The 26,121-nt window shown below is 74.5% G+C and carries 20 protein-coding genes; 15 read left to right on the plus strand and 5 right to left on the minus strand.

The window, feature by feature from the left end; translation table 11 throughout:
- The first annotated feature begins 30 nt into the window (after positions 1-30).
- Positions 31-1,323: an ABC transporter substrate-binding protein gene (locus ABWU78_RS06820; RefSeq protein WP_253054498.1), complete on the plus strand. Its 1,293-nt coding sequence runs from the start codon at positions 31-33 to the stop codon at positions 1,321-1,323.
- Between the two features lie 114 nt (positions 1,324-1,437).
- Positions 1,438-2,961: an FAD-dependent oxidoreductase gene (locus tag ABWU78_RS06825; RefSeq protein WP_439157930.1), complete on the plus strand. Its 1,524-nt coding sequence runs from the start codon at positions 1,438-1,440 to the stop codon at positions 2,959-2,961.
- A gap of 87 nt (positions 2,962-3,048) precedes the next feature.
- Here ABWU78_RS06825 and ABWU78_RS06830 read toward each other — a convergent pair whose 3' ends face one another.
- Positions 3,049-3,492: a YchJ family protein gene (locus ABWU78_RS06830; RefSeq protein ID WP_439157931.1), complete on the minus strand. Its 444-nt coding sequence runs from the start codon at positions 3,490-3,492 to the stop codon at positions 3,049-3,051.
- 100 nt (positions 3,493-3,592) lie between these two features.
- The gene (locus ABWU78_RS06835) at positions 3,593-4,573 is read right to left on the minus strand and encodes a glycoside hydrolase family 19 protein (protein WP_439157932.1); all 981 of its coding nucleotides are present in this window, start codon (positions 4,571-4,573) and stop codon (positions 3,593-3,595) included.
- A gap of 265 nt (positions 4,574-4,838) precedes the next feature.
- Between ABWU78_RS06835 and ABWU78_RS06840 the strand changes: the two genes are divergently transcribed.
- The 11 genes from ABWU78_RS06840 (at position 4,839) to ABWU78_RS06890 (ending at position 19,889) form a co-directional block, all read left to right on the plus strand.
- Complete coding sequence (locus ABWU78_RS06840) at positions 4,839-5,939, plus strand: LacI family DNA-binding transcriptional regulator (RefSeq protein WP_253054490.1); 1,101 nt, start codon at positions 4,839-4,841, stop codon at positions 5,937-5,939.
- A complete protein-coding gene (locus tag ABWU78_RS06845; protein WP_253054488.1) occupies positions 5,936-6,898 on the plus strand; it encodes a carbohydrate ABC transporter permease in 963 nt (320 codons plus the stop codon). The genes ABWU78_RS06840 and ABWU78_RS06845 overlap by 4 nt, the downstream gene beginning before the upstream one ends.
- A gap of 3 nt (positions 6,899-6,901) precedes the next feature.
- On the plus strand, positions 6,902-7,729 hold the full coding sequence (locus ABWU78_RS06850; protein ID WP_353708173.1) for a carbohydrate ABC transporter permease: 828 nt from the start codon (positions 6,902-6,904) through the stop codon (positions 7,727-7,729).
- Positions 7,730-7,771: 42 nt separating this feature from the next.
- Complete coding sequence (locus ABWU78_RS06855; protein WP_439157933.1) at positions 7,772-9,061, plus strand: ABC transporter substrate-binding protein; 1,290 nt, start codon at positions 7,772-7,774, stop codon at positions 9,059-9,061.
- A 112-nt stretch (positions 9,062-9,173) separates the two neighbouring features.
- The gene (locus tag ABWU78_RS06860; RefSeq protein ID WP_439157934.1) at positions 9,174-10,403 is read left to right on the plus strand and encodes an ADP-ribosylglycohydrolase family protein; all 1,230 of its coding nucleotides are present in this window, start codon (positions 9,174-9,176) and stop codon (positions 10,401-10,403) included.
- Positions 10,400-11,899: an ADP-ribosylglycohydrolase family protein gene (locus tag ABWU78_RS06865; RefSeq protein ID WP_439157935.1), complete on the plus strand. Its 1,500-nt coding sequence runs from the start codon at positions 10,400-10,402 to the stop codon at positions 11,897-11,899. The genes ABWU78_RS06860 and ABWU78_RS06865 overlap by 4 nt, the downstream gene beginning before the upstream one ends.
- The gene (locus tag ABWU78_RS06870) at positions 11,896-12,948 is read left to right on the plus strand and encodes a ribokinase (RefSeq protein ID WP_439157936.1); all 1,053 of its coding nucleotides are present in this window, start codon (positions 11,896-11,898) and stop codon (positions 12,946-12,948) included. The genes ABWU78_RS06865 and ABWU78_RS06870 overlap by 4 nt, the downstream gene beginning before the upstream one ends.
- 53 nt (positions 12,949-13,001) lie before the next feature.
- A complete protein-coding gene (locus ABWU78_RS06875; protein WP_439157937.1) occupies positions 13,002-15,074 on the plus strand; it encodes an SUMF1/EgtB/PvdO family nonheme iron enzyme in 2,073 nt (690 codons plus the stop codon).
- The gene (locus tag ABWU78_RS06880; RefSeq protein WP_439157938.1) at positions 15,071-16,291 is read left to right on the plus strand and encodes a CaiB/BaiF CoA transferase family protein; all 1,221 of its coding nucleotides are present in this window, start codon (positions 15,071-15,073) and stop codon (positions 16,289-16,291) included. Before ABWU78_RS06875 ends, ABWU78_RS06880 begins: the two co-directional genes overlap by 4 nt.
- 74 nt (positions 16,292-16,365) lie before the next feature.
- A complete protein-coding gene (locus ABWU78_RS06885; protein WP_353708179.1) occupies positions 16,366-17,175 on the plus strand; it encodes an HpcH/HpaI aldolase/citrate lyase family protein in 810 nt (269 codons plus the stop codon).
- A 146-nt stretch (positions 17,176-17,321) separates the two neighbouring features.
- Entirely contained in the window at positions 17,322-19,889 is a 2,568-nt protein-coding gene (locus ABWU78_RS06890) for an alpha/beta hydrolase-fold protein (protein WP_439157939.1), read from the plus strand.
- Here ABWU78_RS06890 and ABWU78_RS06895 read toward each other — a convergent pair.
- Entirely contained in the window at positions 19,879-20,532 is a 654-nt protein-coding gene (locus tag ABWU78_RS06895; RefSeq protein ID WP_253054464.1) for a chitinase, read from the minus strand. The two genes, ABWU78_RS06890 and ABWU78_RS06895, sit on opposite strands and share 11 nt — an antisense overlap.
- 213 nt (positions 20,533-20,745) lie before the next feature.
- Positions 20,746-22,365 carry an asparaginase gene (locus ABWU78_RS06900; RefSeq protein WP_439157940.1) on the minus strand — a complete coding sequence of 540 codons (1,620 nt, stop codon included), beginning with the start codon at positions 22,363-22,365 and terminating at the stop codon, positions 20,746-20,748.
- 220 nt (positions 22,366-22,585) lie between these two features.
- Between ABWU78_RS06900 and ABWU78_RS06905 the strand changes: the two genes are divergently transcribed.
- Together ABWU78_RS06905 and ABWU78_RS06910 are read left to right on the plus strand one after the other, a co-directional pair.
- Complete coding sequence (locus tag ABWU78_RS06905; RefSeq protein WP_439157941.1) at positions 22,586-24,037, plus strand: pyridoxal phosphate-dependent decarboxylase family protein; 1,452 nt, start codon at positions 22,586-22,588, stop codon at positions 24,035-24,037.
- Positions 24,038-24,128: 91 nt separating this feature from the next.
- Complete coding sequence (locus ABWU78_RS06910) at positions 24,129-24,671, plus strand: hypothetical protein (protein ID WP_353708183.1); 543 nt, start codon at positions 24,129-24,131, stop codon at positions 24,669-24,671.
- Between the two features lie 84 nt (positions 24,672-24,755).
- On the opposite strand, the gene ABWU78_RS06915 is transcribed toward ABWU78_RS06910, so the two are convergent.
- Entirely contained in the window at positions 24,756-25,904 is a 1,149-nt protein-coding gene (locus ABWU78_RS06915; protein WP_353708184.1) for a ScyD/ScyE family protein, read from the minus strand.
- Positions 25,905-26,121: the final 217 nt, after the last annotated feature.

The following is a 26,121-nucleotide window of genomic DNA, read 5'->3' on the forward strand; positions in this document are numbered from 1 at the left end:
CTCCGCACGCACTTCAAGGAAGAAGGAACCATGCGTACCTCCACCACCCGCAGGGCCGTCGCGCTCGCAGCGACCGGGGCGCTCGCCCTCTCGCTCGCCGCATGCGGCGGGGACTCGTCGTCCGGCGGCTCGTCCGACCTCGAGCTCTGGACGTTCCTGGACCCGAGCTCGGCCGACGACGCGCGCGGGAAGGCGCTCAAGGAGATCGTCGACGGCTTCAACGCGAGCCAGGACGACGTGACCGTGACCGTCCGCTCGATCAACTACGCGCAGATCGACGCCGAGGTCATCCGGGCGACGAGCAGCGGCCAGGGCCCGGACATCCTCAACGTGTACAGCACCCAGCTCGCGACGCACGTGGACGCGCGCACGCTCCAACCCCTCGGGGACGTGGCGGGCACCGAGCTCGACGAGCTCGAGGCGGACTCGATCTTCCCGTTCGACGGCGTCACGTTCGACGGCGACGTCATGTCCGTGCCGTGGGAGGTCCGGGCGTGGATGCTCTGGTACCGCGCCGACCTCCTCGACGAGATCGGCGCCGAGGTGCCCTCGACGATGGACGAGCTCGTCGACGTGGCGGGACGGCTGAGCGCCGAGACCGACGTGACGACGGGTCTCGCGATCGGGTTCTCGGACCAGGGCCTCGGCGCCGACTTCGTCGAGAAGTTCATCCCCTTCACGTGGGCGAACGGCGGCGAGATCCTCGACGACTCGGGCGAGCCCGCGTTCGCGAGCGACGCAGGCGTCGCGGCGCTCGACCTTATGAGCGACTTCCACGATGCCGGCGCGTTCGGCGACGAGGCGCTCAGCATGACGGCCGACGACGTCGTGCAGGGGGTCTCGGCGGGGACCATCGGCATGGCGATCGAGGGCACGCAGCGCGTGAGCGCGGCGCGTGCCGGGGACGGGATCGGCGAGAACCTGCAGGTCGTCCCGGTGCCGTTCGACGCCGCGGGCCCGCTGCCCACGGCGGTCGCCGGCCAGACGATGGGCATCGGGGCGAACTCCTCGGACCCGGAGGGCGCGTGGGAGTTCATCAAGTACTACACGTCGGTCGAGTCGGCGACGGCGTTCGCCGAGGCCGGCGTCCTGCCCTCGCGGTCCTCGGTCTACGACTCGGACGACTTCGCGAGCCTCGGCAACGCCGAGGAGCTGCGCACCTGGCGCGACTACATCGCCGAGCACGGGCGCCCCGAGGTCACGTCGACGAGGTTCAACGAGCTGAGCGCCGCCCTGGTGTCGGCCGGCCAGCAGACGGTCTTCAAGGGAGCCGACCCGCTCCCGTCGCTCCAGACGGCGGCGTCCGCCTACTCGGGCGGCTGACCACCGGTCCACCGGGACGGCCCGCGGGCCGTCCCGGCCCACCGTCCCGCCGCAGGGACGCAGCACGGCACGAGCAGCACGGCAACGAGCACCACCACCCAGGAAGGACACTCCATGAGCACCACCTCGACCGACTTCGACGTCATCGTCTGCGGGGGCGGACCGTCCGGATTCATCGCCGCGATCGCTGCGGCACGCACGGGCGCGAAGACCCTGCTCGTGGAGCGGTACGGGTTCCTCGGCGGCATGGCGACCATCGGGTGGTTGGGTCCCATCTCGCCCTTCTACTTCAAGGACGAGCGCGTCATCGCGGGCGTGCCGTACGACTTCGTCCGGCACATGGTGGCGGCGGGGGGCTCTACGGGGCACATCCGCTGCACGAACCCGCACGGGAGCGGGAGCTACCTGTGCTTCTACGACCGCGAGCAGTACAAGTGGTCGGCCATGACGCTGTTCCTCGAGGCCGGCGGCACCCCGCTCCTGCACACCTGGATCGCGGACACGATCGTCGAGGACGGCGCCGTGCGGGGCGTCGTCGTGGAGAACAAGGGCGGCAGGAGCGAGATCCGCGCCAAGGTCGTCGTCGACGCGACGGGCGACGGTGACGTCGCCGCGCGGGCCGGTGCCGCCCACACCGTCGGCAACGGTCACGGGCTGTCCCAGCCCGCGACGCTCATGTTCGACATGGAGGGGGTCGACACGCTCGCGGTGAAGAGGTACATGGACGAGCACCCCGAGGACTTCGAGTGGGCCTCCGAGTTCGTCGCGGTGTCCGACTACTCGCCCCGGCTCCCGCAGCCGAAGGACCACTTCGTCGGCCAGGGCTTCGTCGAGATGGTCGGCAAGGCCATGGCCGACGAGGAGCTCTACCTGGGCCGCGACTCGATCCTCTTCCTCACGACCACGCACCACGGCGTCCTGCACTTCAACTCGACGCGCGTCGCGGAGGTCGACGCCACCGACGCGGAGTCCCTCACCCGCGCGGAGATCGACGCCCGCCGCCAGGTCATGTCGCTCTCGCGCTTCCTCGTCGAGAAGGTGCCCGGGTTCGAGAACGCCCAGCTCGCGGGGACCGGGACGGCGCTCGGGATCCGCGAGAGCCGCCACATCACGGGTGAGTACGTGCTCACCGGGGAGGACGTCGTCAACGGGCGGAAGTTCGACGACGTCGTCTCGCGCGGCTACTTCCCGATCGACATCCACAACCTCAAGGGCAAGTCGGGGTACACGGGCGGGGGCACGTGGCAGGACCTCGAGGACACGTACGACGTGCCCCAGCGGGCGCTCATCCCCGTGGAGCTCGACGGGCTCGTGATGGCGGGCCGCGCGATCTCCGCGGACCAGGCGGCGCACGGCTCCTTCCGGACGCAAGGCGGCGTCATGGCCATCGGCCACGCGGCGGGCACGCTCGCGGCGCTGGCGGCGAAGAGCGGTACGCGTCCGCGCGAGGTCGACCACCGTGACGTCCAGGCGACCCTGCTGGACCAGGGGGCGTCGCTGCGCCGCGACCCCGTGGCGGTGGAGCGCGAGCGCCGCCTCGCCGTCGACGCCGTGAACGCCGCGCTCGCCGCGGGCGAGGTGCACGACGCCTACCTCGCCGAGGCGGAGACGTTCACGGGTCGCGCCCCGCGCCTCTGAGGACGCTCCGACCGCCCGGCCGCGCTCTCGCGACCCGCCGTGGCCCGTCCCGACCCGGGGGCGGGCCACGGGCGCGCGGTCGGTCGGCTACGCGGGATGGGCCCCGTCGACGTAGTACCAGCGGTCGCCCTCGCGCACGAACCGGCTGACCTCGTGGAGCCGACCGCGGTCGGAGCGGTCCGTGCGCGACCGGTGGTACGCGGCGAACTCGACGACGCCCGTGGTGTCGAACGGGCCGCCGGCCTCCGTGCGCAGGACGTCGAGGCGGCGCCACTCGAGGTCGTCGTCGAGGTCGAGGTCGGCCGGCCGGGTGGACGCGTGCCAGGTCGCGCGCAGGTAGCCGGCGTCGCCGACGGCGAACGCGCTGTAGCGCGAGCGCATGAGCGCCTCCGCGGTCGGGGCGTGCGGGCCCGGTGCCGCGCCGTCCGGGCCGGGTCGCAGGCCCGCGTGGTAGCGGCCGCAGCACGCCCCGTAGGCGTCGCCGGACAGGCAGGGGCATCGGACGCCGTCGGCGGTCGGGTGCGCGCTCATGCCGCCGAACCTACCGGTGCCTCGGGCGGGGCTCGTCGTCCGCGACCGTGGCCCGCCCCCCAGTCGGGACGGGCCACGGTCGTCTGCGCCGGACGGACGGTCAGCAGGACAGGTTCGAGCCCGTCGTCGTGCCGAGGATCTGCGCGAAGCGCTGGAACGCCGCGATGCGCGACTGCACCTGCGCCGGGTTGCCGCCGTTGCACTCGAGAGAGCCGTTGATGGAGCGGATCGTCTCGCCGAAGCCGGCGCCGTTGACGATCGCCTGGTGGCCGGTCATCGTGCCCGGCCCGGACTGCGTGTTCCAGTACCACAGGCCCGTCTTCCAGGCGACGGCCGAGCTCTGCTCCACGAGGTAGGGGTTGTTGAGCAGGTCGATGCCGAGCGCGTCACCGGCCGCCTTGTAGTTGTAGTTCCAGCTGAGCTGGATCGGACCCTTGCCGTAGTACGCGCTCTGGCCCGCGGGGCAGCCGTACGGCTTCGAGGCGTCGCAGTAGTGCGGGTAGTTCGCGGTGTTGATCTCCTTGATGTAGACGAGCCCGCCGGTCTCGTGGTCGACGTTGGCGAGGAACGCCGCAGCCTCGCGCTTGGCGACCTCGGTGCCGCCCGTCGTCGCGAAGGCCGGGTAGGCCGACAACGCGTCGACCAGGCCCTGGTACGTGTAGAACGCGTTCCGGTTCGGGAACATCTGGTTGAACTGGGCCTCGGAGACGACGAAGCCGCTCGGGTTGCCGGGGTTGCCGGGGTTGCCCGGGTCGGTCCCGCCGCCGCACGCGCCCTGGGAGCGCCAGACGCCCCACTCGCCGGTGGTGCCGGGCGTCTCGCCCTGGGTCCACCAGCCGGCCTTCCAGTTCTGGCCGCCGTGGGAGACGACGGCGCCGCCCAGGTAGACGGCGCCGGAGCTCCACGCGGGGGCGCAGGTCGCGGCGTGCGCCTGCTGCGCCGGCCCGGCGACCGCCCAGGAGAGCGCTCCCGCGAGCACGAGGAAGACGGCGAGGAGCAGGGCGAGGGGACGGGACGCGGGGCGCTGGGCGACCGCGGCGGCCGCCGCGGGGGAGGGCGACGCCAGAGCTCGGGTGTGCATCGGTGCACCTTTCGTCGATGGTCGGGTCGGTTCGAGCCTGGTGGGGCGTCGCCACGGTGGACAACCCCCGTACGCGGAACCCCGTACCCAGGGGAGGCGCGAGGCAGGGCCCCGGTCCTCGGCGAGGGCGTGCCGAGGGGTTGACGTCCGGGCTCGGCGGGTGCGAGAGTGTGCGCAATCCGGAAACGTTTCCAGAGCGGTCATGGTCGCCGATCTGGAAACGTTTCCAAAACGCGACGGTCCTTCGACGACGAGGTGGACGACAGTGACGTCATCACGCGCCACGCTGATCCAGGTGGCACAGCGGGCCGGGGTCTCCCTGGCCTCGACCTCCCGCGCCCTGCACGGGACGGGCGCGAGCCCGGCGATGGTCGAGCGGGTGCGCGCCGCGGCCACCGAGCTCGGCTACAGCCCGGACGCGATCGGGCGCTCGCTGCGCCTGAAGAAGACGTTCCAGGTCGCGTTCGCCGTCGCCGACATCGGCAACCCCGTCTACGTCGAGATGATGACGGCGATCCACGAGGTGCTCGCGCCGCACGGGTACCGCGTGGTCGTCATGACGACGGGGGACACCACGCGGTCGACCGTCGAGCTCGTGCGCAGCCTGTCGAGCGGGTTCGTCGACGCGATGATCCTCAGCCCGCTGCGCACCGACGACGAGCTCGTCGAGGAGATCCGGCAGGCACCCGTGCCCGTCGTCGTCATCGGCCGCACCCTGGCCGACCGCGGCATCGACTCCGTGTCCACCGACTCGGCGGGCGGCATCGGCGAGGCCGTGCGTCACCTGCTCGGCCTCGGCCGCCGCCGCCTCGCGTTCCTCAACGGCCCTCTCGACACCACGCCCGGTGAGGCGCGGCAGCGCGGCTTCGACGCCGCGACGCGCGCCGACGACTTCACGGGCGAGCGTGCCGACGCCGTCGTCGCGGCGGACTTCACCGTCGCGGCGGGCCTCGCGGCCACGCTCGCGCTCCTCGACGGGACCGACGACGGCGCCCGCCCCGACGCGATCGTCGCGGCCAACGACCTGCTCGCGATCGGCGCGATCCGGGCCGTGCGCGAGCGCGGGCTGTCGGTCCCCGAGGACGTCGCCGTGACCGGCATGGACGACACCGAGATCGGGCGGGTGTTCCAGCCCAGCCTCACGAGCGTCTCGCTCGGCTCGACCGAGCGCGGGCGGATCGCCGCGGAGCTCGTCGTCGACCTCGTGGACGGCGACGCGCAGGCCGGGCGGCACACCGCCGTCGGACCGCGCCTCGTCGTGCGCGAGTCGACCGCCGCGACGCCCGAGGCGGGGGCGCAGGGCGGGGTGAGCGGCGCCGTCGGGCAGGACGCCACGGCCGCCACGACCGGAGGTGACCGCCGATGAGCGCCCCGACCCTGGCGGGCGACCCGCACGCCGCCGCAGCGCGTCGGCCCGACCGGGGCGCCCCGCGCCGAACCGGCGGGATGGCGCGCGCCAAGCGACGCGAGGCGATCGCGCTCGTCATGCCGTCGCTCCTGCCGATCCTCGTGCTGAGCGTCGCGCCGCTCGTCATGGGCGTGGCCCTGGCGTTCACCGACGCCCGGCTCGTGCGCCACCCGGACTACCAGTTCGTGGGCGTCGACAACTTCGTGCGCCTCGCGGACAACTCGTTCTTCTGGGACTCGTTCCGCATCGGCATGATCTGGGCCGTCTCGGTGACGCTGCTCCAGCTCGTCGCGGCGATGGGCCTCGCGCTCCTGCTCAACTCCGGGCTCCGGCTCCAGGGGCTGACGCGCGTCCTCGCGCTCATCCCGTGGGCCATGCCGCCGGTCGTCGTGGCGATCATGTGGCAGATGATCTACTCGCCCAACGCCGGGCCGCTCAACGCGTTCCTCGGCGCCCTCGGGCTCCCGGACGACGTCAACTGGCTCGCGGACTTCTCCACCGCGCTGCCCGCGGTGATCGTCGTCGGGGTGTGGGTCGGCATGCCGCAGACCACCGTGACGCTGCTCGCCGGGCTCCAGCAGATCCCGGAGGAGCTGCACGAGGCCGCGGCGATGGACGGCGCGGGCGCGTGGCGCCGGTTCACGGCGGTGACGCTCCCCAGCCTGCGGCCGATCATCACGTCCATCACGTCGCTGAACTTCATCTGGAACTTCAACTCGTTCTCGCTGGTCTACGTGCTCACCGAGGGCGGGCCGGGCGGTCGGACCATGCTGCCGATGCTCTTCACGTACCTGGAGGCGTTCAAGAACCGGAACATCGGCTACGCCGCCGCGATGGGCGTGGTCCTCGTGGTCGTCGTCGTCCTCCTGCTCGCGATCTACCTGCGGTCGCAGTTCCGCTCCGAGAAGGAGAGCTGACCCGTGCGCGCACTCGTCCGCCCGGCCCAGTACGTGGCCCTGGCGTTCTACATCCTCTTCCTCGGCTTCCCGCTGCTGTGGCTCATCTCGGCCTCGCTCAAGTCGTCGGGCGAGCTCAACTCGCTCACCGTGAGCCTGATCCCGCAGGACTTCCACTGGGAGAACTACTCCCAGGCGCTCTCGCGGCAGGGCCTCGTGCGCTCGGCGTGGAACAGCGCGATCGTCGCGGTCGTCTCGACGATGCTCGTCATCGTCATCGCGCTGCCGGCGTCGTACGTGCTCGCGCGCCTGCGCGGCAAGATCCGCGCGGCGGGCGTCGGCTGGATCCTGGTGAGCCAGGTGTTCCCGGTGATCCTCATCATCCTGCCGCTGTTCCTCATCCTGCGGACCATCGGGCTCACGGACTCGCTCGTCGGGCTGACGCTCGTCCACACCACGTACACCCTCCCGTTCGCGCTGTGGATGATGCAGGGCTACGTCTCCGCGATCCCGGTCGACCTGGAGGAGGCGGGCTCGATGGACGGCGCGAGCCGGTTCACCGTGCTCCGCACGATCGTCTTCCCGCTGCTCATGCCGGGCATCGTCGCGACGGCGATGTTCAGCTTCGTGTCCTCGTGGAACGAGTTCTTCTTCGCGCTCGTCCTGCTCCAGTCGCCCGAGAACTACACGCTGCCCATCACGCTGAAGATGTTCATCGGCGGCGAGGGCAAGGTGGCGCTCGGTCCCCTCGCCGCGGGCTCCGTGCTCGCGGCCATCCCCAGCATCGTCTTCTTCTCGATCATGCAGAAGAAGCTCACCGGCGGCCTGCTGTCCGGCGCCGTCAAGGGGTGACCCCATGAACCCCCGAACCACCCCCACCCGAAAGGTAGAACCATGAAGACTCGTGGTGCGTCCATCGCCGCATGCCTCACGATCACGACCCTGCTCGTCGCGTCCTGCTCCAGCGGGGGCGGCAGCGGGGACGACGGCACCGACGGCGGCCCCGTGACGCTGAAGTTCCAGTCGCTGTCCGACCAGCCCGCCGCGATCGAGGCGACCGAGAAGATCGTCGCCGACTGGAACGAGGCGAACCCCGACGTCCAGGTCGAGATCGTGCCCGCGGGCTGGGACGGCATCTACGACAAGCTCATCACGCAGTTCAACGGCGGCGCCGCGCCGGACATCATCCACTACGAGGCGGCGAGCATCGTGCCCTTCGCCGTGGACGGCTACCTGGCCGACCTGTCGGAGTACATGTCCGACGAGAAGCGCGCCGACATCCCCGAGGGCATCCTCGACTCCGTGACCGTCGACGACCAGGTCATCGCGTACCCGACCGAGCTGCAGTCCTACATGGTGTTCGCGAACAAGACGATGCTCGAGGCCGCGGGCGTCGAGATCCCCACGGGCGAGACCATGACGTGGGACGAGCTGCGCGAGATCGCCAAGGCCACCACGAAGGACGGCGCGTACGGGCTCGGGTGGGGGCTCGCGAGCCCGACGGCCGCGTTCATGGCGATGGCTCCCGGGTTCGGCGGCCAGTACTTCGAGGGCACCGGCGCCGACGCGAGCATCACCATCGGCGAGGGCGAGATGGCGCTGCCGGAGCTCGTCGACGAGATGGCGCACACCGACAACACGGTGCTGCCGGTGACCCTCACGCAGTCCGGGTCGGAGACGCTCGCGTCGTTCTACGGCGGCCAGGTCGCGATGACGATCCAGGGCTCGTTCCAGGCCGCGAACATCGCCAACGACGCGCCCGAGGGCTTCGACTGGGTCGTGCTGCCTCCGCTCGAGGGTCCCGACGGCGCCGAGCAGGCCGCCAACCCGCAGACCCTGTCGGTGAACATCGACTCCGAGCACGTCGAGGAGTCCGCGGAGTTCATCGAGTTCTTCACCGACACCGAGAACCTCGCTGCGCTCAACGAGGCGGACGCGCTCATCCCGGCGACGACGTCGGCGCAGGAGGCCATGGCGACGTCGCTCGGCGACGAGAACGGCTGGTCGACGATCCTCTCGTCCGGTCAGTTCCTCACGTCCGCGCCGTACCTGTTCGTCGACGCGTACGCGCAGTGGAAGGACACGGTCGCGACGCCCGCGTACCAGAAGTTCCTCGCCCAGGAGATCGACGCCGACCAGCTCGCGACCGAGCTCGAGTCGGGCTGGGACGAGATCACCAAGTAGCAGGACAAGCGCGGGGTCGGTCGGTGGTCGACCGCCCCCGCCGGGAACCGCGGCCCCCACGGGTCGCACCGGGCGCGACCCGCGCCGAGGAGAGATCGACAGGGAGTGGACCGTGACCTGGCTGGACGACCGAGCGGTGGCAGTGATCACCGGAGCGGCGGTGGGGGACGCGCTGGGGGGCGCCACCGAGGGCTGGACCCCCGAGCAGATCGAGGAGCGCCACGGGGGGCGCGTGACGGGGATCGTCGAGCCCTGGTACCCGAACTGGCAGGACGCGCGTCCGATCGCGCCCTACCACAAGGGCGACGGGCACGTCACGGACGACACCCTCATGACGCGCGCGCTCGTGGAGGTGTACGCGAAGCGGCGCGAGCACCTCGACGCGTACGCGATGGCCGAGGACCTCGTGCCGCTCATGATCGGCGAGCCGCGGTGGATCCCCGAGCTCGAGTCGACCGCGCTGCTGCTCCAGCGCGTGTTCCTCGCCGAGAAGTGGATCGTCGCGCGCCTGCACTACGGGCACGTCGACCCGCGCGAGGCGGGCGTCGGGAACGTCGTCAACTGCGGCGCGGCGATGTACGTCGCGCCGGTCGGCCTCGCGAACGCGGGCGACCCCCGCGGCGCGTACGCCGAGGCGATCGACCTCACGGGCGCGCACCAGTCGAGCTACGGCCGCGAGGCCGCGGGCGTGTTCGCGGCCATGGTCGCCGCGTCCGTCGCGCCCGGGGCGACGGTCGACGACGTCGTGCACGCCGCGCTCGACGTCGCGCACGACGGCACGGCCGCCGCGCTGCGCGCCGTCGTCGAGGCGTTCGACGGCTGGACGACGGCGCCCACGACCGACGAGGAGGAGCGCGCCCTCGCGCGGCTGATCCGCGACACGGTCGCGCCGTTCGACTCCGTCGGACCCGCGTACCGGCAGATGTCGATGGACGCGCGGCGCCCGTCGCGCACCAAGTCCATCGAGGAGCTGCCCGCCGCGCTCGGGTTCGTGCTCGGGCACCACGGCGACTTCCGCGGCGCCGTGCTCGGCGCCGTGAACTACGGGCGCGACGCCGACTCGATCGCCGTCATGGCCGGTGCCGTGTGCGCCGGGCTGGGCGGGACCGCCGTCGTGCCGGACGAGTGGCTCGACGCGATCGAGGACGCGAGCCGCATGGACATCCGCGAGACGGGTCGCCTCATGGCGTCCGCGGCGGCGGACATCCTCCGCTCCGACCGTGAGCGCGCCACGTCGCGCCTGCGCGCGCTCGCCGAGCTCGGCGGCGCGTCCGTGGACGGGAGCGGACCCGGCGTGCCCGACGGCGCGGCGCAGCCCGCGCGGGCGGGTGACCCGGCGTGAGGCTCACCTGGGCCCAGCCCGAGGACCTCCTCGCGCACGAGCTCGTCCAGGCGACGGCGGAGGGCAAGGACCCTGCGGCGCTCGCCGACGTGCGCGAGCGCTGGACCGTTGCCGGCGGGGACCCCGTCCCCGCGGTGAGCGGTGCCGGACCGGTGCCCGCGACCCCGGCGCTCCGCACGCTCGCGCGCGACCTGCTCGTCGAGCTGGACGCGCTGCCCGCGGCGCCCGCGCCGCACGAGCCCGACGACTGGGACGCGATCCTCGCCACGCTCCCGGCGGCGCCCGGCCTGCCGACCCGCCCGGGCGCCGTCGGGTCCTCCGACGGCCTCGCCGCCGGCGCGGCGACCGGAACCGCCACCGCCGCCGACGCCGCGTACGCCGACCGCGTGCTCGGCGCCTGGACCGGCCGCGCGGCGGGCTGCCTGCTCGGCAAGCCGGTCGAGAAGATCCCGCGCGCCGGGATCGAGGAGATCCTGCGCGCGACGGGCCGGTGGCCCCTCGACCGCTGGTTCACCGCCGTCGGGCTGCCCGACGACGTCGCCGCGCGCTGGCCGTGGAACCGGCGCAGCGCCCCGACGTCGCTCGAGGAGAACATCGACGGGATGCCGGAGGACGACGACCTCAACTACCCGATCCTCGCGCTCGCCCTGCTGGAGCGGCACGGGCGCGGCTTCACGACCGACGACGTCGCGCAGCTCTGGCTCGACGCGCTGCCCGCGGGCCGCGTGTTCACCGCCGAGCGCGCCGCGTACCGCAACATCCTGGACGCGCGGCCGGTGCCGGAGACGGCGACGCACCACAACCCGTTCCGCGAGTGGATCGGCGCGCTCATCCGCACGGACGTGCTCGGCTGGGTCTCGCCCGGCGACGTGCGCGAGGCCGCGCGCCTCGCGTGGACGGACGCGCGCCTGAGCCACACGCGCAACGGCGCGTACGGCGCGATGTGGGCGGCCGCGCTCGCGTCGGCGGCGATGGTCTGCGAGACGGTGGACGAGGTGCTCGACGCGGCGGACGCCGTCGTGCCGCCGGGCAGCCGCCTGGCCGCCGCGATCCGGCTCGGCCGGGACGCGAGCCGCGACGGCGATGCGTCCGAGGCGGGCGTGCGCGCCGGGCTCGACGCGATCCACGCCGCGTACGGCGACCTGCACTGGGTGCACGTGCTCAACAACGCCGCGGTGATCGCCTACGCGCTCACCGCGGGGCGCGGCGCGGACGGCCGCGGCGACTTCGGCGCGAGCGTCGCGATCGCCGTCACCGCGGGGTGGGACACCGACTCCGCCGGCGCGACGGTCGGCGGCGTGGTGGGTGCGCTGCAGGGCGTCGACGGGATCGGCCCGCAGTGGACGCGCCCGCTCGACGGCCGCATCGCGACCTCGCTGCCCGGTGGCGAGCAGAGGATCGTGGACCTCGCGGCGCGGACGGTCGCGCTCGCGACGGTCCCGGTCGTGGTGGCCGGGGGAGCCGTGCAGGGTTCCGCGGAGGAGGTACGGGCATGAGCACGACGGCGGACGGGGAGCAGGGCGCCACGGTCCCGGGCGGCTCGGGACGGGTCGTGGTCGTCGGGTCGGCGAACGTCGACCTCGTCGTGGACGTGCCGCGGCACCCCGGTGGCGGCGAGACCATCCTCGGCGGCGAGCTGCGGCGCAACCCCGGCGGCAAGGGCGCGAACCAGGCGGTCGGCGCGGCGCGCGCGGGCGGTGCCGAGACGACGTTCGTCGGCGCGCTCGGGCACGACGACGCGGCCGACCTGCTGCTCGCGTCGCTCGACCGCGGCGGGGTGCGGACCGACCTCGTCGAGCGCGTGGACGCCGCGACGGGCACCGCGCTCATCACCGTCTCGCCCGACGGCGAGAACGCGATCGTCGTCGCGCCCGGTGCGAACTCGCACGTGACGGTCGGCGCGGCGCAGGCCGAGCGGATCGCCGCCGCGGACGTCGTGCTCGCGCAGCTCGAGATCCCGCTCGACGTCGTGCGCGCCGCCGCCGCGGCGCGCCGACCGGGCGCGCTGCTGGTCCTCAACGCGGCGCCGTCGCGCGACCTCCCGGACGACCTCTGGGCCGCGATCGACGTGCTCGTCGTCAACGAGCACGAGGCTGCGGACCTCGCCGGGGCTGACCTCCGTGCGGCGCCACCTCCCGGAGACGTGCAGGGCGTCGAGGGCGCTCCGGGTCCCGAGGGGACGACGGCGCGCGGGACCGACCCGAGCAGCCTCGCGAGTCTCCTGCTCCTGCGCGTCCCGGCCGTCGTCGTGACGCTCGGCGGCCGGGGGAGCCTCGTGGCCGAGCGCCTGCCCGGGGGGAAGCTGCTCACCGACGTCCCCGCGGTCGCCGTCGAGGCCGTGGACACCACCGGCGCGGGCGACACCTTCTGCGGTGTCCTCGCCGCGGCGCTCGCTCGCGGCGCCGACCTGCCCGACGCCGCGCGGCTCGCCGCCGCCGCGGGCGCGCTCGCGGTGACCCGGCCCGGGGCGCAGGACGCCGTGCCCGACGCGGCGGACGTCGTCGCGCTCGCGCGGCGGGCCGAGGGCCTCACCCGACCGACCTGAGCCTGTTCACCGCACGACCGAGCGCGGGCCCGGCCCGCCGAGGGAAAGGCACCATGACCTACACGTTCGACCCGCTGGTCCCGCGCCCGATCGACCTGCCGACCGAGGTCTCGCTCGACGGGCCGCTCACGCCCGAGCAGTCCCTCGCGCTCGACGAGGCGAAGATCTTCGTCGGCCCGGCCGACCCCGCCGACCGCCCGGCCTGGCGCGAGCGCCTCGCCGCGTGGCGCGACGACGCGCGCCGCCGCCACGGGTACACGGGCGCCGCGTACGACCGCCCGGACGCGGCGTGGGCCGCGGGGTGCTCGACGGTCGCGCAGGTGTGGCTGTGGGACGAGCTGCTGTACTCGTTCGAGGAGCACCGGTTCACGCCCGAGCGGTTCCTCGCCGACGCGCGCGAGCGGTTCGGCGGCCTCGACGCCGTGGTGCTGTGGCACGCGTACCCCGTCATCGGGATCGACGACCGCAACCAGTGGGACTTCTACCGCGACGTCCCGGGCATCGTCGACCTCGTGCGGACCTTCCACGACGCGGGCCTGCACGTGTTCGTCGACTACAACCCGTGGGACGTCGGCACGCGCCGCGGCGACGACGACCTCACCGAGCTCGCGGCCGTCGTGCGCGACCTCGGCGCGGACGGCGTCTTCCTCGACACGCTGAAGAAGGCCGAGCCGGAGCTCGTCGCGCGGCTCGAGGCCGCGCGCGCCGGCATCGTCCTGGAGGGCGAGTCCAAGCTCCCGGTCGAGCGCATCGAGGACCACTCGTCGTCGTGGGCGCAGTTCTTCGCCGACTCGCCCGTACCCGGCGTGCTGCGCGCGCACTGGTACGAGCGCCGGCACATGCAGCACCACGTGCGCCGCTGGCACCGCGACCACTCCGAGGAGCTCCAGTCCGCGTGGCTCAACGGCGTGGGCGTCATGGTGTGGGAGGTCGTGTTCGGCGTGTGGGTCGGGTGGTCGCGGCGCGACGCCGCGACGGTCAAGCGCCTCGTCACGGTCCAGCGCGCGGCGCGACCGCTGCTGCTCGACGGCGGGTGGACGCCCCTCACCGAGCTCGCCCCTGAGGCGGAGGAGGCGGGGGTCTACGCCTCGCGCTGGGACCTCGACGGCGTGACCCTGTGGACGCTGGTCAACCGCGGCGAGTCCGACTACGACGGCCCCCTCCTCCCGCCCGACCACCCCTCCCGCCGAACCCTGGATCGTTCCTCGGCCGGGGCCGTCGGTGGGGAGGAATCCCGGGTTCGGCGGGGCGTGCGGGTGCCGGGGCGGGGGGTCGCCGCGGTGCTGTGCGTGGCGGACGGCGTCGGCGAGCCCGACTGGCTGCCGCACCTGCGCGACGCGGTCGCCGCGCTCGACGAGACCGCGCCGCACGACCCCGACGCGCGGTTTCCGCACCGCCTCGCGCGGCGTCTCGCACCCGCTGCCGAGACCGTCGCGGCTCCCGGGGCGAGCGGTGCGCCCGGGGCGGGGGCCGTCGTCGTGCCCGCGGGGCCGTACGTGCTGACCGTCCGGTACCGCGCGCGCGAGACCGGGATGTACCAGGGCGCGCCGTACGTGGACGAGTGGAAGCCGCTCCCGCCACGCCTGCACGACGCGCGGACCCTCCAGCGCGACGGCGAGCTCGCCGCCCCGGTGGCGGTGGGGCCCGACGTGACGAACGCGGAGTTCGCGGAGTTCCTCGCGGCCACCGGGTACGCGCCCGCCGTCGCGCACCGCTTCCTCGCGCACTGGGTCGACGGCCGTCCCGCGCCCGGCACGGAGGGCGAGCCCGTGACGTTCGTCGACCTCGACGACGCGCGCGCGTTCTGCGCGTGGCGCGGCGGGCGCCTGCCCACCGAGGACGAGTGGCAGCTCGCGGCCGAGCAGCCCGGCTGGACGCGCGGCGAGCCCGCCGTGTGGAGCTGGACGGGCTCCGAGCACTCCGACGGCCGCACGCGGTTCGTCATGCTCAAGGGCGGCAGCGACCACCGCGCCGAGGGCTCCGACTGGTACGTCGAGGGCGGGCGCCACGCGGCGGACTACGCGGTCAAGCTCCTCGTCCCCGGCCTGGGGCTCGCGCGCGGCGCGACCGTGGGGTTCCGCTGCGCGTGGGACCTCGCCGACGACGGGACGGGGGTGACGGCATGACGGACGCACCGCGCGTCTCGCGCGACCCGGCCGCGGGCGCGCTCGCGGGCCTGCGCGTCGTCGACGCGTCGACGCTGTTCGCCGGGCCCATGGCGGCGATGCACCTCGGCGACCTGGGCGCCGACGTCGTCAAGGTCGAGCACCCCACGAAGCCCGACCCGTCGCGCACGCACGGTGCCGCGAAGGACGGCGTGAACCTGTGGTGGAAGACGCTCGGGCGCAACAAGCGCACCGTCACCGCGAACCTCGGGAGCGACGGGGGCCGCGAGGTGTTCCTCGCGCTCGTCGCCGAGGCGGACGTCGTCATCGAGAACTTCCGGCCCGGCACGCTCGAGCGCTGGGGCCTCGGCTACGACGAGCTGTCCGCGCGCAACCCGCGGCTCGTGCTCGCGCGCGTGAGCGGGTTCGGGCAGATCGGGCCGTACCGCACCCGCCCCGGGTTCGGCACGCTCGCCGAGGCGATGAGCGGGTTCGCCGCGATGACCGGCGAGCCCGACGGCCCGCCGACCCTCCCGCCGTTCGGGCTCGCCGACGGCGTCGCGTCGCTCGCGACGGCGTTCGCCGTCATGGTCGCGCTGTCCACGCGCGAGCGCACCGGGCACGGGCAGGTCGTCGACACGGCGATCATCGAGCCCATCCTCGCGATGCTCGGGCCGCAGGTCACGCGCTGGGACCAGCTCCGCACCGTGCAGCCGCGCACCGGCAACCGGTCCGCGAACAACGCGCCGCGCAACACCTACCGCACGCGCGACGGGCAGTGGGTCGCGGTGTCGACGTCGGCGCAGTCCATCGCCGAGCGCGTCATGCGCCTCGTCGGGCGCCCCGAGATCGTCGACGAGCCGTGGTTCGCGAGCGGCGTCGAGCGCGCGCAGCACGCCGACCTGCTCGACGAGGCCGTCGGCGGCTGGATCGCGCAGCGCACGCGCGACGAGGTCGTCGCCGCGTTCGAGGAGGCGCAGGCCGCCGTCGCGCCGATCTACGACGCCCAGGACATCGTCGACGACCCGCAGTTCCGCGCGCTCGGCACGATCCATGAGATCGAGGACCCCGAGCTCGGGCCGATGCTCATGCAGGGCCCGCTGTTCCGGATGTCCGAGAACGACGGCGTCATCCGCTTCACCGGCCGCGCGCACGGCGCCGACACCGACGCCGTGCTCGGCGAGCTCGGCTTCTCGCCCGAGCGCGTCGCGGAGCTCCGGGCGGAGGGCGCGGTATGAGTGCGGGCGCTCGGCCGGGTCCGGGAGACCGGCGCGCGTCCCGGGCCGGTGCGCCGCCGCTGACCTTGCTGTACGTGCCCGCGGACCGGCCCGACCGGGTGGCCAAGGCGCTCGGGTCTGCGGCCGACGTCGTGCTCGTGGACCTCGAGGACGCCGTCGCGCCGGCGCGCAAGGACGAGGCGCGGGGGAACGCCGTCGGGCTGCTGGACGAGGCCGCCGCGGCGCGCGGGGTCCAGGTGCGGATCAACCACCCCGCGACGCCGTGGCACGCCGCCGACGTCGCGGCCCTCGCCGGGCTCCCGCTCGCCGTCGGGGCGCGCGCGCCGAAGGTCGAGTCCGCCGACGAGGTCCGCGCGCTCGCGGCGGCGCTCCCCGGGCGCGCGCTGCACCTGCTGGTCGAGTCGGCCCTCGGCGTCGAGCGCGCGTTCGAGCTCGCGACGGCGTCGCCGCAGGTCGCGTCGCTCGGGCTCGGCGAGGCGGACCTGCGCTCCGACCTGCGGGTCGACGACGAGGCCGGGCTCGCGTGGGCGCGCAGCCGGGTCGTCGTGGCCGCCCGCGCGGCGGGGCTGCCGTCGCCCGCGATGTCCGCGTTCACGCACGTGCGCGACCTCGCCGGGCTCGCGGCGTCGTGCCGCGCCGGGCGGTCGCTCGGGTTCTGCGGCCGCACCGCGATCCACCCCGCGCAGCTCGACACGATCCGCGACGCGTTCCTCCCGACCCCGGACGAGGTGGCCCGCGCGCACGAGGTGGTGGACCGCGTCGGCGACGCCGCGGCGTCGGGCACGGGCGTCGTCGCGCTCGCGGACGGCACGTTCCTCGACGTCGCGATGGTCGAGCGCGCGCGCACCGTGCTGGCCCTGGCGGACCGCCGCCCGGCCGGCTAGCGCCCCGGCGCCGAGCACGACCCTGCCCGCGGTCGAACACGACGTCGCTGTCGTTATCGGGCCGAGAACGACAGCAACGTCGTGCTCGGCGGGTGGGGAGGGGGGAAGGGGGCAGCACATTCACGGATCTCGACGAGGAGAACACGATGGACGCAGCACCACGAGACCCGGCGCAGCGCGGGTCGGCACCACGGCCGGGCCGACGGCCGGGGACGACGGCTGTCGGGACGGCGCTGGCCCTCGCGGTCGGCCTGGGCGGGCTGGGGCTGGCGCTGCCCGCGACGGCCGCGGAGCAGGGCACGGTCGAAGCGGGGCGGGTCGCCGACTCGGCGGCCGGGCCGATCGACTACACGGTCTACCTGCCGCCCGGCTACGACGACGCGGAGCAGGAGTACCCGACGCTCTACCTGCTGCACGGCCGCGGCGACACGCAGGCCGCGTGGCAGCAGGTCACGGGCGACCTCGACGAGCTCATCGGGGCGGGCGAGATCCAGCCGATGGTCGTCGTCATGCCCGACGCGCCGTGGAACGACCGCGGCTCCTGGTACACCGACTCGCTGTACACCGGGGACGCGACGGGCGCCGGCGCAGGCACCGCGGTCGAGACGGCGTTCACGCGCGACCTCGTCGCGCACGTCGACGCGACGTACCGCACGGTCGAGGACCGCGAGGCGCGCGCCGTCGGCGGGTACTCCATGGGCGGCGCGGGCGCGCTGCGGTTCACGCTCGCCCACCAGGACACGTTCTCCGCGGGCATCGTGCTGAGCCCTGCGGTGTACGTGCCACAACCCCCGGCGGACTCCTCGGCGCGCGACTACGGCGCGTACGGCGTCGGCACCGCGCCGTTCGACGCCGACCGGTACACCGAGCTGTCCTACCCGGCGGCGCTCGCCGCGCTCGACCCGGCGCTCCCGGTGCACCTGTTCGTCGCCGTCGGCGACGACGAGTGGGCCAACCCCGACCCCGCCGAGGCCACGCACGACATCGACTTCGAGTCCGCACGCCTCTACAACCAGGCGCGCCGCGTCCCGGGCGTGACCGCCGAGCTGCGCGTGCTCGACGGCGGCCACGACTGGGAGGTCTGGCGGCCCGCGTTCCGCGAGGGGGTCGTCGACGTCTCGGCGCGCCTGCGCACCACGCCCGCCGCGCCGTGGGACGCCGAGCTCCTCGGCTCCGCGGGCGACGACCGCGCGGGCGGGGTCGCGGCCCTGCCCGACGGCGGGACCGCCGTCGCACTGAACCTCGCCGGTGCGTGGGACGGGTACGAGCCCGCGGGCGGTCTCGACACGGTCGTCGTTCGGCGTGACGCGGACGGCGCCGAGGTCTGGCGGCACGCGGTCGCGACGGCCGCGGACGACCGCGCGTACGGCGTCGTGCCGGGCGCCGACGGCGGCGTGCTCGTCGCCGGGTACACCAAGGGCGACCTCGACGGCGCCCACGCGGGCACGACGCGCGACGACGGGTTCGTCGCGGCCGTCACCGCCGACGGCGAGCGCGCCTGGACGCTGCAGACCGGCGACCCCGGCGCGGCCGACCGCTTCTACGCCGTCGCGCCCGACGGCGCGGGCGGCGCCTACGTCGCCGGATACACGAGCGGTGCCGTGGGCGACGCGCCGAGCGCCGGGGACAAGGACGCGCTGGTCGGCCGGGTCTCCGCGGCGGGCGAGCTGCTGTGGCTGCGCCAGGTGGGCGGGCCCGGCGAGGACAAGGCGCTCGCGGTCGCGGCCTCGCCCGACGGCGCGGTGTCCGTGGGCGGGGTGTCGGGCGGCGGGATGCCCGGGGCCGAGCGTGCGGGCGCGAACGACGGCTGGGTCGCGCGCTACGACGCCGACGGCGAGCTGGAGTGGCTGCGCGCCGTCGCGACGAGGGAGAACGACCAGGTCAACGGCCTCGTGGCGCGCTCGGACGGGTCGGTCGTCGCCGTCGGGCACACGCGCGGGGCGCTCGGCGAGGGCGGCAACCTCGGGGACAACGACGTCGTCGTGCGTGCCCTGGACGCCACGGGCGAGGTCCTGTGGACGACGCAGGTCGGCACGTCGACCGACGACCGCGGCGTGACGGGCGTGCTCGGCGCCGACGACGCGGTGCTCGTCGTCGGCACGACGTACGGCGCGCTGGGCACGGCCGTCGGCGGGGTCGACGTCGTGACGTTCCCTGTCGCGGCCGACGGCACCCCGGGCGAGGCGACCCAGACCGGGTCGCGCGAGCGCGACGGCGCCGACGAGTGGGACGACGCGAACCTGTTCGCGGCCCCGGCCCCGGCCTCCGGGCCGGAATCGGACGACCCAGCCGGCACGACCGGCGAGGGAGCGGCGTTGCTCACCGGGCTCACGTACGGCGCCCCCGCGGGCACGACCAACGCGGGTGCTGCGGACGTGTTCGTCGCGCGCGTGCCGTGGGACGCCGTCGTACCGGGCTCCGGCACGGGCGAGCCGCCGCTGACCGTCACCGCCGAGTCGCGGTGCCTGGCCGGGAAGGCCTACGTCGCGGTGCGCGCCACGAGCACGGCGGACGCACCGGTCGACGTCGAGCTCGCCACGCCGTACGGCACACGGATCGTCGCGGACGTCGCGCCGGCGGCCAACGCCTACCAGTCGTTCCCCGTCCGGGCGACGACCGTCCCCGCGGGCGAGGCGACCGCGACCGCGGACGGCCGCGCCGTCGTCGTGTTCGGCGCGGGGTGGGGGGCGGGGACCGGAATGGTCAGCAGGTGAGGTGGTCGCCCGTCGTGGTGCCGACGATCTCGACGTAGTGGCGGAAGAGGCGGACGCGGTTGTTCATCTGGCGCGGGTTGCCGCCCTCGCACTCGAGCGGGCCGTTGATGGACCGGATGGTCTCTGCGAAGCCGTGCTCGCCGACGATCGCCTCGTGGCACGTCATCGAGGCCGTGCCGGGCTGCGTGTTCCAGTACCAGAGCGCGGTCTGCCACGCGACGGTCGGGTCCTGCTCGACGAGCCACGGGTCGGCCAGGAGATCGATCCCCAGCGCCTCGCCGGCCGCGCGGTAGTTGAAGTTCCAGCTCAGCTGGAGCGGGCCGCGGCCGTAGTAGGCGTCCTGCCCGGCGGGGCACCCGTAGGGCTGCGCGGGGTCGCAGTAGTGCGGGTAGTTCGCGGTGTTCACCTCGACGACGTGCACCAGCCCGTGCGTCTCGTGGCTCACGTTCGCGAGGAACGCCGCCGCCTCGCGACGGGCGACGCGGTCGCCGCCCGTCGTCGCGAACTCCGGGTACGCGGCCGTCGCGGCGACGAGCCCCGCGTACGTGTAGAACGCGCTCCGCTCGGGGAACATCGCCTCGAACTGCTGCTCGGTCACGACGAACGTCGGCGGGGTGGCGGCGGTCGGCGTCGGGTCGGTCATGGGTCCCCCTCGTCGGGTCGGCGTGGGCGCGGCATCGCGCCCCGACCCACCCTAGGCGATTCGTGAGGAGACCTGCGTAACCCGAAGGCGCTGCCCGGCGCGGCCCGCGGCCCGCACCGAGCACGACGCCACCCGCCCTCGAGCACGACATGAGGGTCGCTATCGGCTGGATAACGACCCTCATGTCGTGCTCGGCGGCTGGGTGTCAGAGAGTCAGGCGCACGTCGTCTCCGGGTAGGGCGCCGTCGACTTCGTCTGGACGGCGTGGCCGTCGACGTTCTTGTACGCGACGAGCGAGACCTCGCCGGCGTCGAGCGTCTTTCCCTTGACCGAGAACGTCTTCTCGACCGTCTCCCCGGCGGGGATCTTCGTGAACGTGTGCTCGCCCGAGACCGTCGTGACCCGGACGTCGATCGGTACCGTGTCGGTGTTCGTCACCGAGGTGGTCAGCCAGAGCTGCTTGCCCGCCGCCTTGCACGACGGCGTCGCCGTGGCCGTGAAGAGGACGCTCGTGGACCCCGGCTCGGCGCCGATCGTGGCCGCCGTCGCGGACTGGTCGAACGACGCGTCGCCGTACGTCGCGAACCAGCCCTGCGCCGTCGCGAAGTCCTCGGTGAAGGCGCGCGACAGGAGCAGCAGGAGCCGCGCCTTGACGGCCGTGAGGTCACCGCCCGCGATGATGCCGTTCCCGCCGCCGTACGACGACCCGGACCCGGTGCGCGTCGTCGAGACGAACCAGACGCCCTTGTCGCGGATCGCCGCGGTGCGGGCCTGGCTCATCGCGGACGAGATGCCCCCCGCACCCGTGCCCGCCGTGACGATGCCCCGGACGCCCGCGTTCGCGAACGCCGCGACGCCCTCGCCCCCCGCCTGCTGGTAGGACGTGACGATCTCGACGCGCGGCAGGGCCTTCGGGTCGACCTTCGCGAGGTCGAACGGCGTGAACCACTCCTCGGTGTCGCACGCCAGCACGCGTGCCGGCGCGCGGCCCAGCGTGATGTTGTCGCCGTCGATCCAGCCGAGCACGCCGTACTCGCGCGTCTGGAACGTGTCGGTGCGGTAGGAGTTCGTCTTGGTGACCTCGCGGGCCGCCTGGATCTCGTCGTTGAGCATGAGCACGGTGCCGAAGCAGAACGTCTGCTGCGACGCCGCGACCTTGATCGCGTTGTACAGGTTCGCGGGCGCGTCCGTGCCGAACACGAGGCTCGAGTCCGGCCCGGCGCCCGACCCCCACGGGCGCATCGAGCCGGACGTGACGACGGGCTTGCGCGACCGCACCGTGAGGTCGAGCCAGTACGCGAACTCCTCCTGCGTGTCGGTGCCCGTCGTGACGACGACGGCGTCCGCCGTCTCGAGCTGCTTCTCCACCTCGAGCGTGAGCGCGTGGAACTGCTCCATCGAGTAGCCCGACGAGCCGGCGTTGCCGAACTGGACGGCCGTGACGTCGGCGACCGCGTCGAGCTCGGGGCGCAACGTGTTCAGCATGTCCTCCATGAGGTACGTGCCGGCGCGGTAGCTCGTGAACGTGTCGCGGCCGGTCGCCTTGCCGGCCATCGTGCCTCCGGTCGCGACGACGACGACCTTCGGCTTCTCCGCGGCGGCGGTCGCCGTCGCGGTCGCGTACTGCGCGGACGCGATGCCGAGCGGGTTGGCCGGGGCCGTCCCGGCGGCGAGCACCGGCGCCGCGGCGCCCTCGGCGCGCGCGGCGGCGGCCGACGCCCGGGAGTCGGCGACGGTGTACGCGACCGTCGCGGCGAGGGCCGCGCACGCGAGGACGAGCGCGACGACGGCCGCGACGGCGCGGCCGGACAGGGTCAGGGTGAACGTTCTCAACAGGGGGCCTTCCGTCGGGGGGAACATCTGGCCCGCCCGACGCTAGGGACCGTGTGTTGCCTGATGGTTGCCTGGACGTAAGAAGTACTCGCGTACCGGATCGGCGGGTTGCCGTCCCGCCGACGGGCGCCGACCCTCGGGCCGCGGTTGCCCCGGACGCGGGGCGGGTCCAGCCTGGCGAGAGGGGCCGGCGTCGGTCCGGCCCGGTCAGGAGCCGGTCATGGACGACCGCGACGCCGCCCTCCTGCGGGCGCACGAGCACGCCGCCGCGTGGCTCGACTCCCTCACGACGCGGCCGGTCCCGCCGCAGGCGACCGTCGGGGACGTCGTCGCGGCGCTCGGCACGGACCTGCCCGACGGCCCGACGAGCGCCGCGGACGTCGTCGACCTCCTCGCGACCGCGTGCGGCCCCGGCCTCACGGCCATGCCGTCCGGCCGCTTCTACGGCATGGTCATCGGCGGCAGCCACCCCGCGGCGCTCGCCGCCGACTGGCTCACGAGCGCGTGGGACCAGAACTCCGCGCTGCGCACCGTGACGCCCGCGCACACCGCCGTCGAGGACGTGGCGAGCGCGTGGCTGCTCGACCTGCTCGGCCTGCCCGCCACGGGTGCGGTCGGGTTCGTCACCGGCGCGACGACCGCGAACTTCACGGCGCTCGCGGCGGCGCGCGGCGAGGTCCTGCGGCGTGCCGGGTGGGACGTGCGTCGCGGCGGGCTGACGGGCGCCCCGCGCGTCCGCGTGCTCGTGGGCGCCGAGCGGCACGAGTCGGTCGACCTCGCGCTGTCCTACCTCGGGCTCGGCGCGCCCGAGGTCGTGGCCGCGGACGACCAGGGCCGCATCTCGGTCGCCGCGCTGGAGGAGGCGCTGACGGACCGGGGCTCTACCTCGCGGGACCAGGGCTCTACCTGGGCTGACCGGGGCTCTACCTCGGGGGACCAGGGCTCTCCCTCGCCGGGGACGGCGGACGGCCCGACGATCGTCGTGCTCCAGGCGGGGAACGTGCACTCGGGGGCGTTCGACCCGTTCGACGCGGCCGTCGAGGTCGCGCACCGGCACGGCGCGTGGGTGCACGTCGACGGCGCGTTCGGGCTCTTCGCCGCGGCGTCGCCGTCGTTCCGCCACCTGGTCGCGGGGTACGAGGCGGCGGACTCGTGGGCGACCGACGCGCACAAGACGCTCAACGTGCCGTACGACTGCGGGCTCGCGATCGTCGCGGACCCCGCGCCGCTGCGCGCAGCGATGGGGATGCACGGCGACTACCTCATCCAGAGCGACACGGGCGACCCGCTCGACAAGGTGCCCGAGCTCTCGCGCCGCGGGCGCGCGTTCCCGGTGTGGGCGACGCTGCGCGCCCTGGGGCGTTCCGGGGTCGCGGAGCTGGTGGACGGCTTCTGCCGCCACGCGGCCGCGTTCGCCGCGGGCATGCGGGCGATCGACGGCGCGGTCGTGCTCAACGACGTCGTCTTCACCCAGGTGTGCGCGGCGTTCGGGGACGACGCGCGCACGCAGGAGGTCGTGCGTCGCGTGCTCGACGACGGGACGGCCTGGATGTCCGGGTCGCGGTGGCACGACCGCGCGGTGCTCCGCGTGTCGGTGAGCTCGTGGGCGACGACGGACGACGACGTCCGGGTGAGCCTCGACGCCCTGCGCCGCGCCGCGTCGTCGGGGTGAGGCCGGGCACCGACGTCGAGGTCCGGCGCGGTCCGGACCGGCTCGGCCCCGCCCGCCCCCGGCCCCGGGAGCGGCGCCTACACTCGCTGCCGTGCCGACCGCCGAGGACCTCGCCGCCGCCGTCCGTGCGCGCACCGACGGGACGCCGTACCGGATCGTCGACGAGCGTCTGGACGGGTTCACGCTGCGTCTCGACCGCCCGGACGTGGCGTGGTGGCGGATCTTCTCGCACAGCTACTACGCGACCCTCGTCACCCACGAGGTCCGCGTCCTGCCGGACGGGCTGCGGGTCGAGCTCACCGACGTCGTGCGGGACACCCACTGGGCCCTCGACGCGGACGGGCGGTTCGTCGAGCCCGAGCGGGGCTGGGTGCGCTCCGTCTCGCGCGGCAGCATCAGCTCGACGTTCACCGCGTCGATCGCCGACGACGAGTCGGGGGCGCGGACGCGCGTCCTCTTCGACACGGCGGCCGGGCGCCGGATCGTCACCGAGGCGGCCCAGAGCCTCGGTCTGAGCGTCGGCGCGTCGGCGCGGAACCGCGCCGCGACGATCGTCAGCCTGGTGGCGGCGGGCGTCGGCCTGGCGGTCGCCCTGGCCGCGGCGGTCCTCGCGCTCACCCTCGGGAGGGGCTGACGGCCCGACGCGCAGAGCCCCGGCACGACGCGGCCCGGGCGTCCCCGCCGCAGCGGGAGGCGCCCGGGCCCTGCAGCAGGGCGGTCAGCGACCGCGGTGCTTGCCGAGGTCGACGCGCACGAGATGCCCGTCGGGCGGCGTCGTCTCGTCCGGGGGCAGTGCGTTCGTCGTCGCGAGCAGGCCCGTGCCGTCCCACTCCAGCCCGGCGGGCAGCGGGACCTCGACGACCGTGCTCGGGCCGCGCTTGCCGACCTGCGAGATCTTGCCGCCGAACAGCTCGGCCACGTAGACCGTCCCCCGGTCCGTCACGGCGAGGTTCGTCGCGCCCACGAACCCGGACCCGAGCGGGCGCACCTTCCCCTTCCACGGGTCGACCGTGTAGACGGCGCCGCGCGCGCCGAGGCTCGCGTCCTCGGGCCCGCCGGGGAGCGTCGTCACGTAGAGCACGCCACGGGGACCCACCTCGACGTCCGTGGGGACGGGCTCGAACCAGTAGGTCTCGCCGACGGCGCAGTCGGGCCACCCGACGGCCGCCGCGGCCTCCACCGTCACCACCGCGGGCTGGGCGGGGAGGACGGCCACGGTCCGGACCTTCCCGCGGTCGCTGATCGACAGGATCGCGTTCGCGCCCGCGTCGGCGACGTAGGTGGTGCCGCGGGACGAGGCCGTCGCGTACGGGTGGGAGTCCGCGATCCCGGTGTACAGGCCCGGGATGGGCACCGGAGGCACCTGCGCGACGCAGGCCGGGTCGGTCTCGCGCAGGCCGTACGTCACGCCGGCGTCGGGGTTGTTCGCCTGCTCGTACGCGAACGTGTCCGCGAGGACGCGGGGCGTGCCCGTCGGGTTCCCCCAGCGGTCGGTGCGCAGCGTCGAGACCTCCGACGCGACCGGCCCCTCCTCGCCGAGCTGCGTCTCGGTGAACGTGATGCGGCGGTCGGCGTAGGAGACGCCGCCCACCTCGCCGCCGTCCGGCGAGGCGTAGAGCACGCTCGGCGTGCCGTCGCGCCCGACGGCCGTGAGCAGGCCGGGGAAGTTCTGGGTGACGTAGGTCGTGCCGCGTGGTCCGGCCGCGAGGCTGAGCGGGGTGACGAGCCCGGTCGCGACGTCGGTCACGGTGGGCGGGCGCGGGTCGGGCTTTCCGCCGCCGTGCGCGACGGCGGGGCTCGCGACGAGGACGAGGGCGGCGGTCGCGGCGGCGACGCCTGCGGGCAGGGTGGTGCGGAGTCGTCTCATGGGTGCTCCTGGTCCGGCGGTCCGGGGCGCGGCGGGGGTGTCGTCGCCGTGCCGCGGAGGCGGCACGCGCGCGTCGCGCCGGGGACGTGGGTGGGTGGTCGTCGGGCCGGACGACGTGGCGCGCCGCGGGCGTGCCGTGCGACCGGCGTGGCGCCGGCCGGGAGTCTGCTGTGCGTCGGCGGTGAGCACAGACCTCCGAGTGTGCACCCGGCGACCG

Origin of the sequence: Cellulosimicrobium sp. CpK407 (genome assembly GCF_051844275.1) — a bacterium.
Taxonomy (GTDB): domain Bacteria; phylum Actinomycetota; class Actinomycetes; order Actinomycetales; family Cellulomonadaceae; genus Cellulosimicrobium; species Cellulosimicrobium cellulans_G.

What these genes read in the sequence shown, in the direction of transcription:
- ABWU78_RS06820 (WP_253054498.1), top strand. Translation starts at nt 31, where the DNA reads ATGCGTACCTCCACCACCCGCAGGGCCGTCGCGCTCGCAGCGACCGGG.
- ABWU78_RS06880 (WP_439157938.1), top strand. Translation starts at nt 15,071, where the DNA reads ATGACGGACGCACCGCGCGTCTCGCGCGACCCGGCCGCGGGCGCGCTC.
- ABWU78_RS06855 (WP_439157933.1), top strand. Translation starts at nt 7,772, where the DNA reads ATGAAGACTCGTGGTGCGTCCATCGCCGCATGCCTCACGATCACGACC.
- ABWU78_RS06845 (WP_253054488.1), top strand. Translation starts at nt 5,936, where the DNA reads ATGAGCGCCCCGACCCTGGCGGGCGACCCGCACGCCGCCGCAGCGCGT.
- ABWU78_RS06895 (WP_253054464.1), bottom strand. Translation starts at nt 20,532, where the DNA reads ATGACCGACCCGACGCCGACCGCCGCCACCCCGCCGACGTTCGTCGTG.
- ABWU78_RS06905 (WP_439157941.1), top strand. Translation starts at nt 22,586, where the DNA reads ATGGACGACCGCGACGCCGCCCTCCTGCGGGCGCACGAGCACGCCGCC.
- ABWU78_RS06890 (WP_439157939.1), top strand. Translation starts at nt 17,322, where the DNA reads ATGGACGCAGCACCACGAGACCCGGCGCAGCGCGGGTCGGCACCACGG.
- ABWU78_RS06835 (WP_439157932.1), bottom strand. Translation starts at nt 4,573, where the DNA reads ATGCACACCCGAGCTCTGGCGTCGCCCTCCCCCGCGGCGGCCGCCGCG.
- ABWU78_RS06875 (WP_439157937.1), top strand. Translation starts at nt 13,002, where the DNA reads ATGACCTACACGTTCGACCCGCTGGTCCCGCGCCCGATCGACCTGCCG.
- ABWU78_RS06830 (WP_439157931.1), bottom strand. Translation starts at nt 3,492, where the DNA reads ATGAGCGCGCACCCGACCGCCGACGGCGTCCGATGCCCCTGCCTGTCC.
- ABWU78_RS06915 (WP_353708184.1), bottom strand. Translation starts at nt 25,904, where the DNA reads ATGAGACGACTCCGCACCACCCTGCCCGCAGGCGTCGCCGCCGCGACC.
- ABWU78_RS06870 (WP_439157936.1), top strand. Translation starts at nt 11,896, where the DNA reads ATGAGCACGACGGCGGACGGGGAGCAGGGCGCCACGGTCCCGGGCGGC.
- ABWU78_RS06825 (WP_439157930.1), top strand. Translation starts at nt 1,438, where the DNA reads ATGAGCACCACCTCGACCGACTTCGACGTCATCGTCTGCGGGGGCGGA.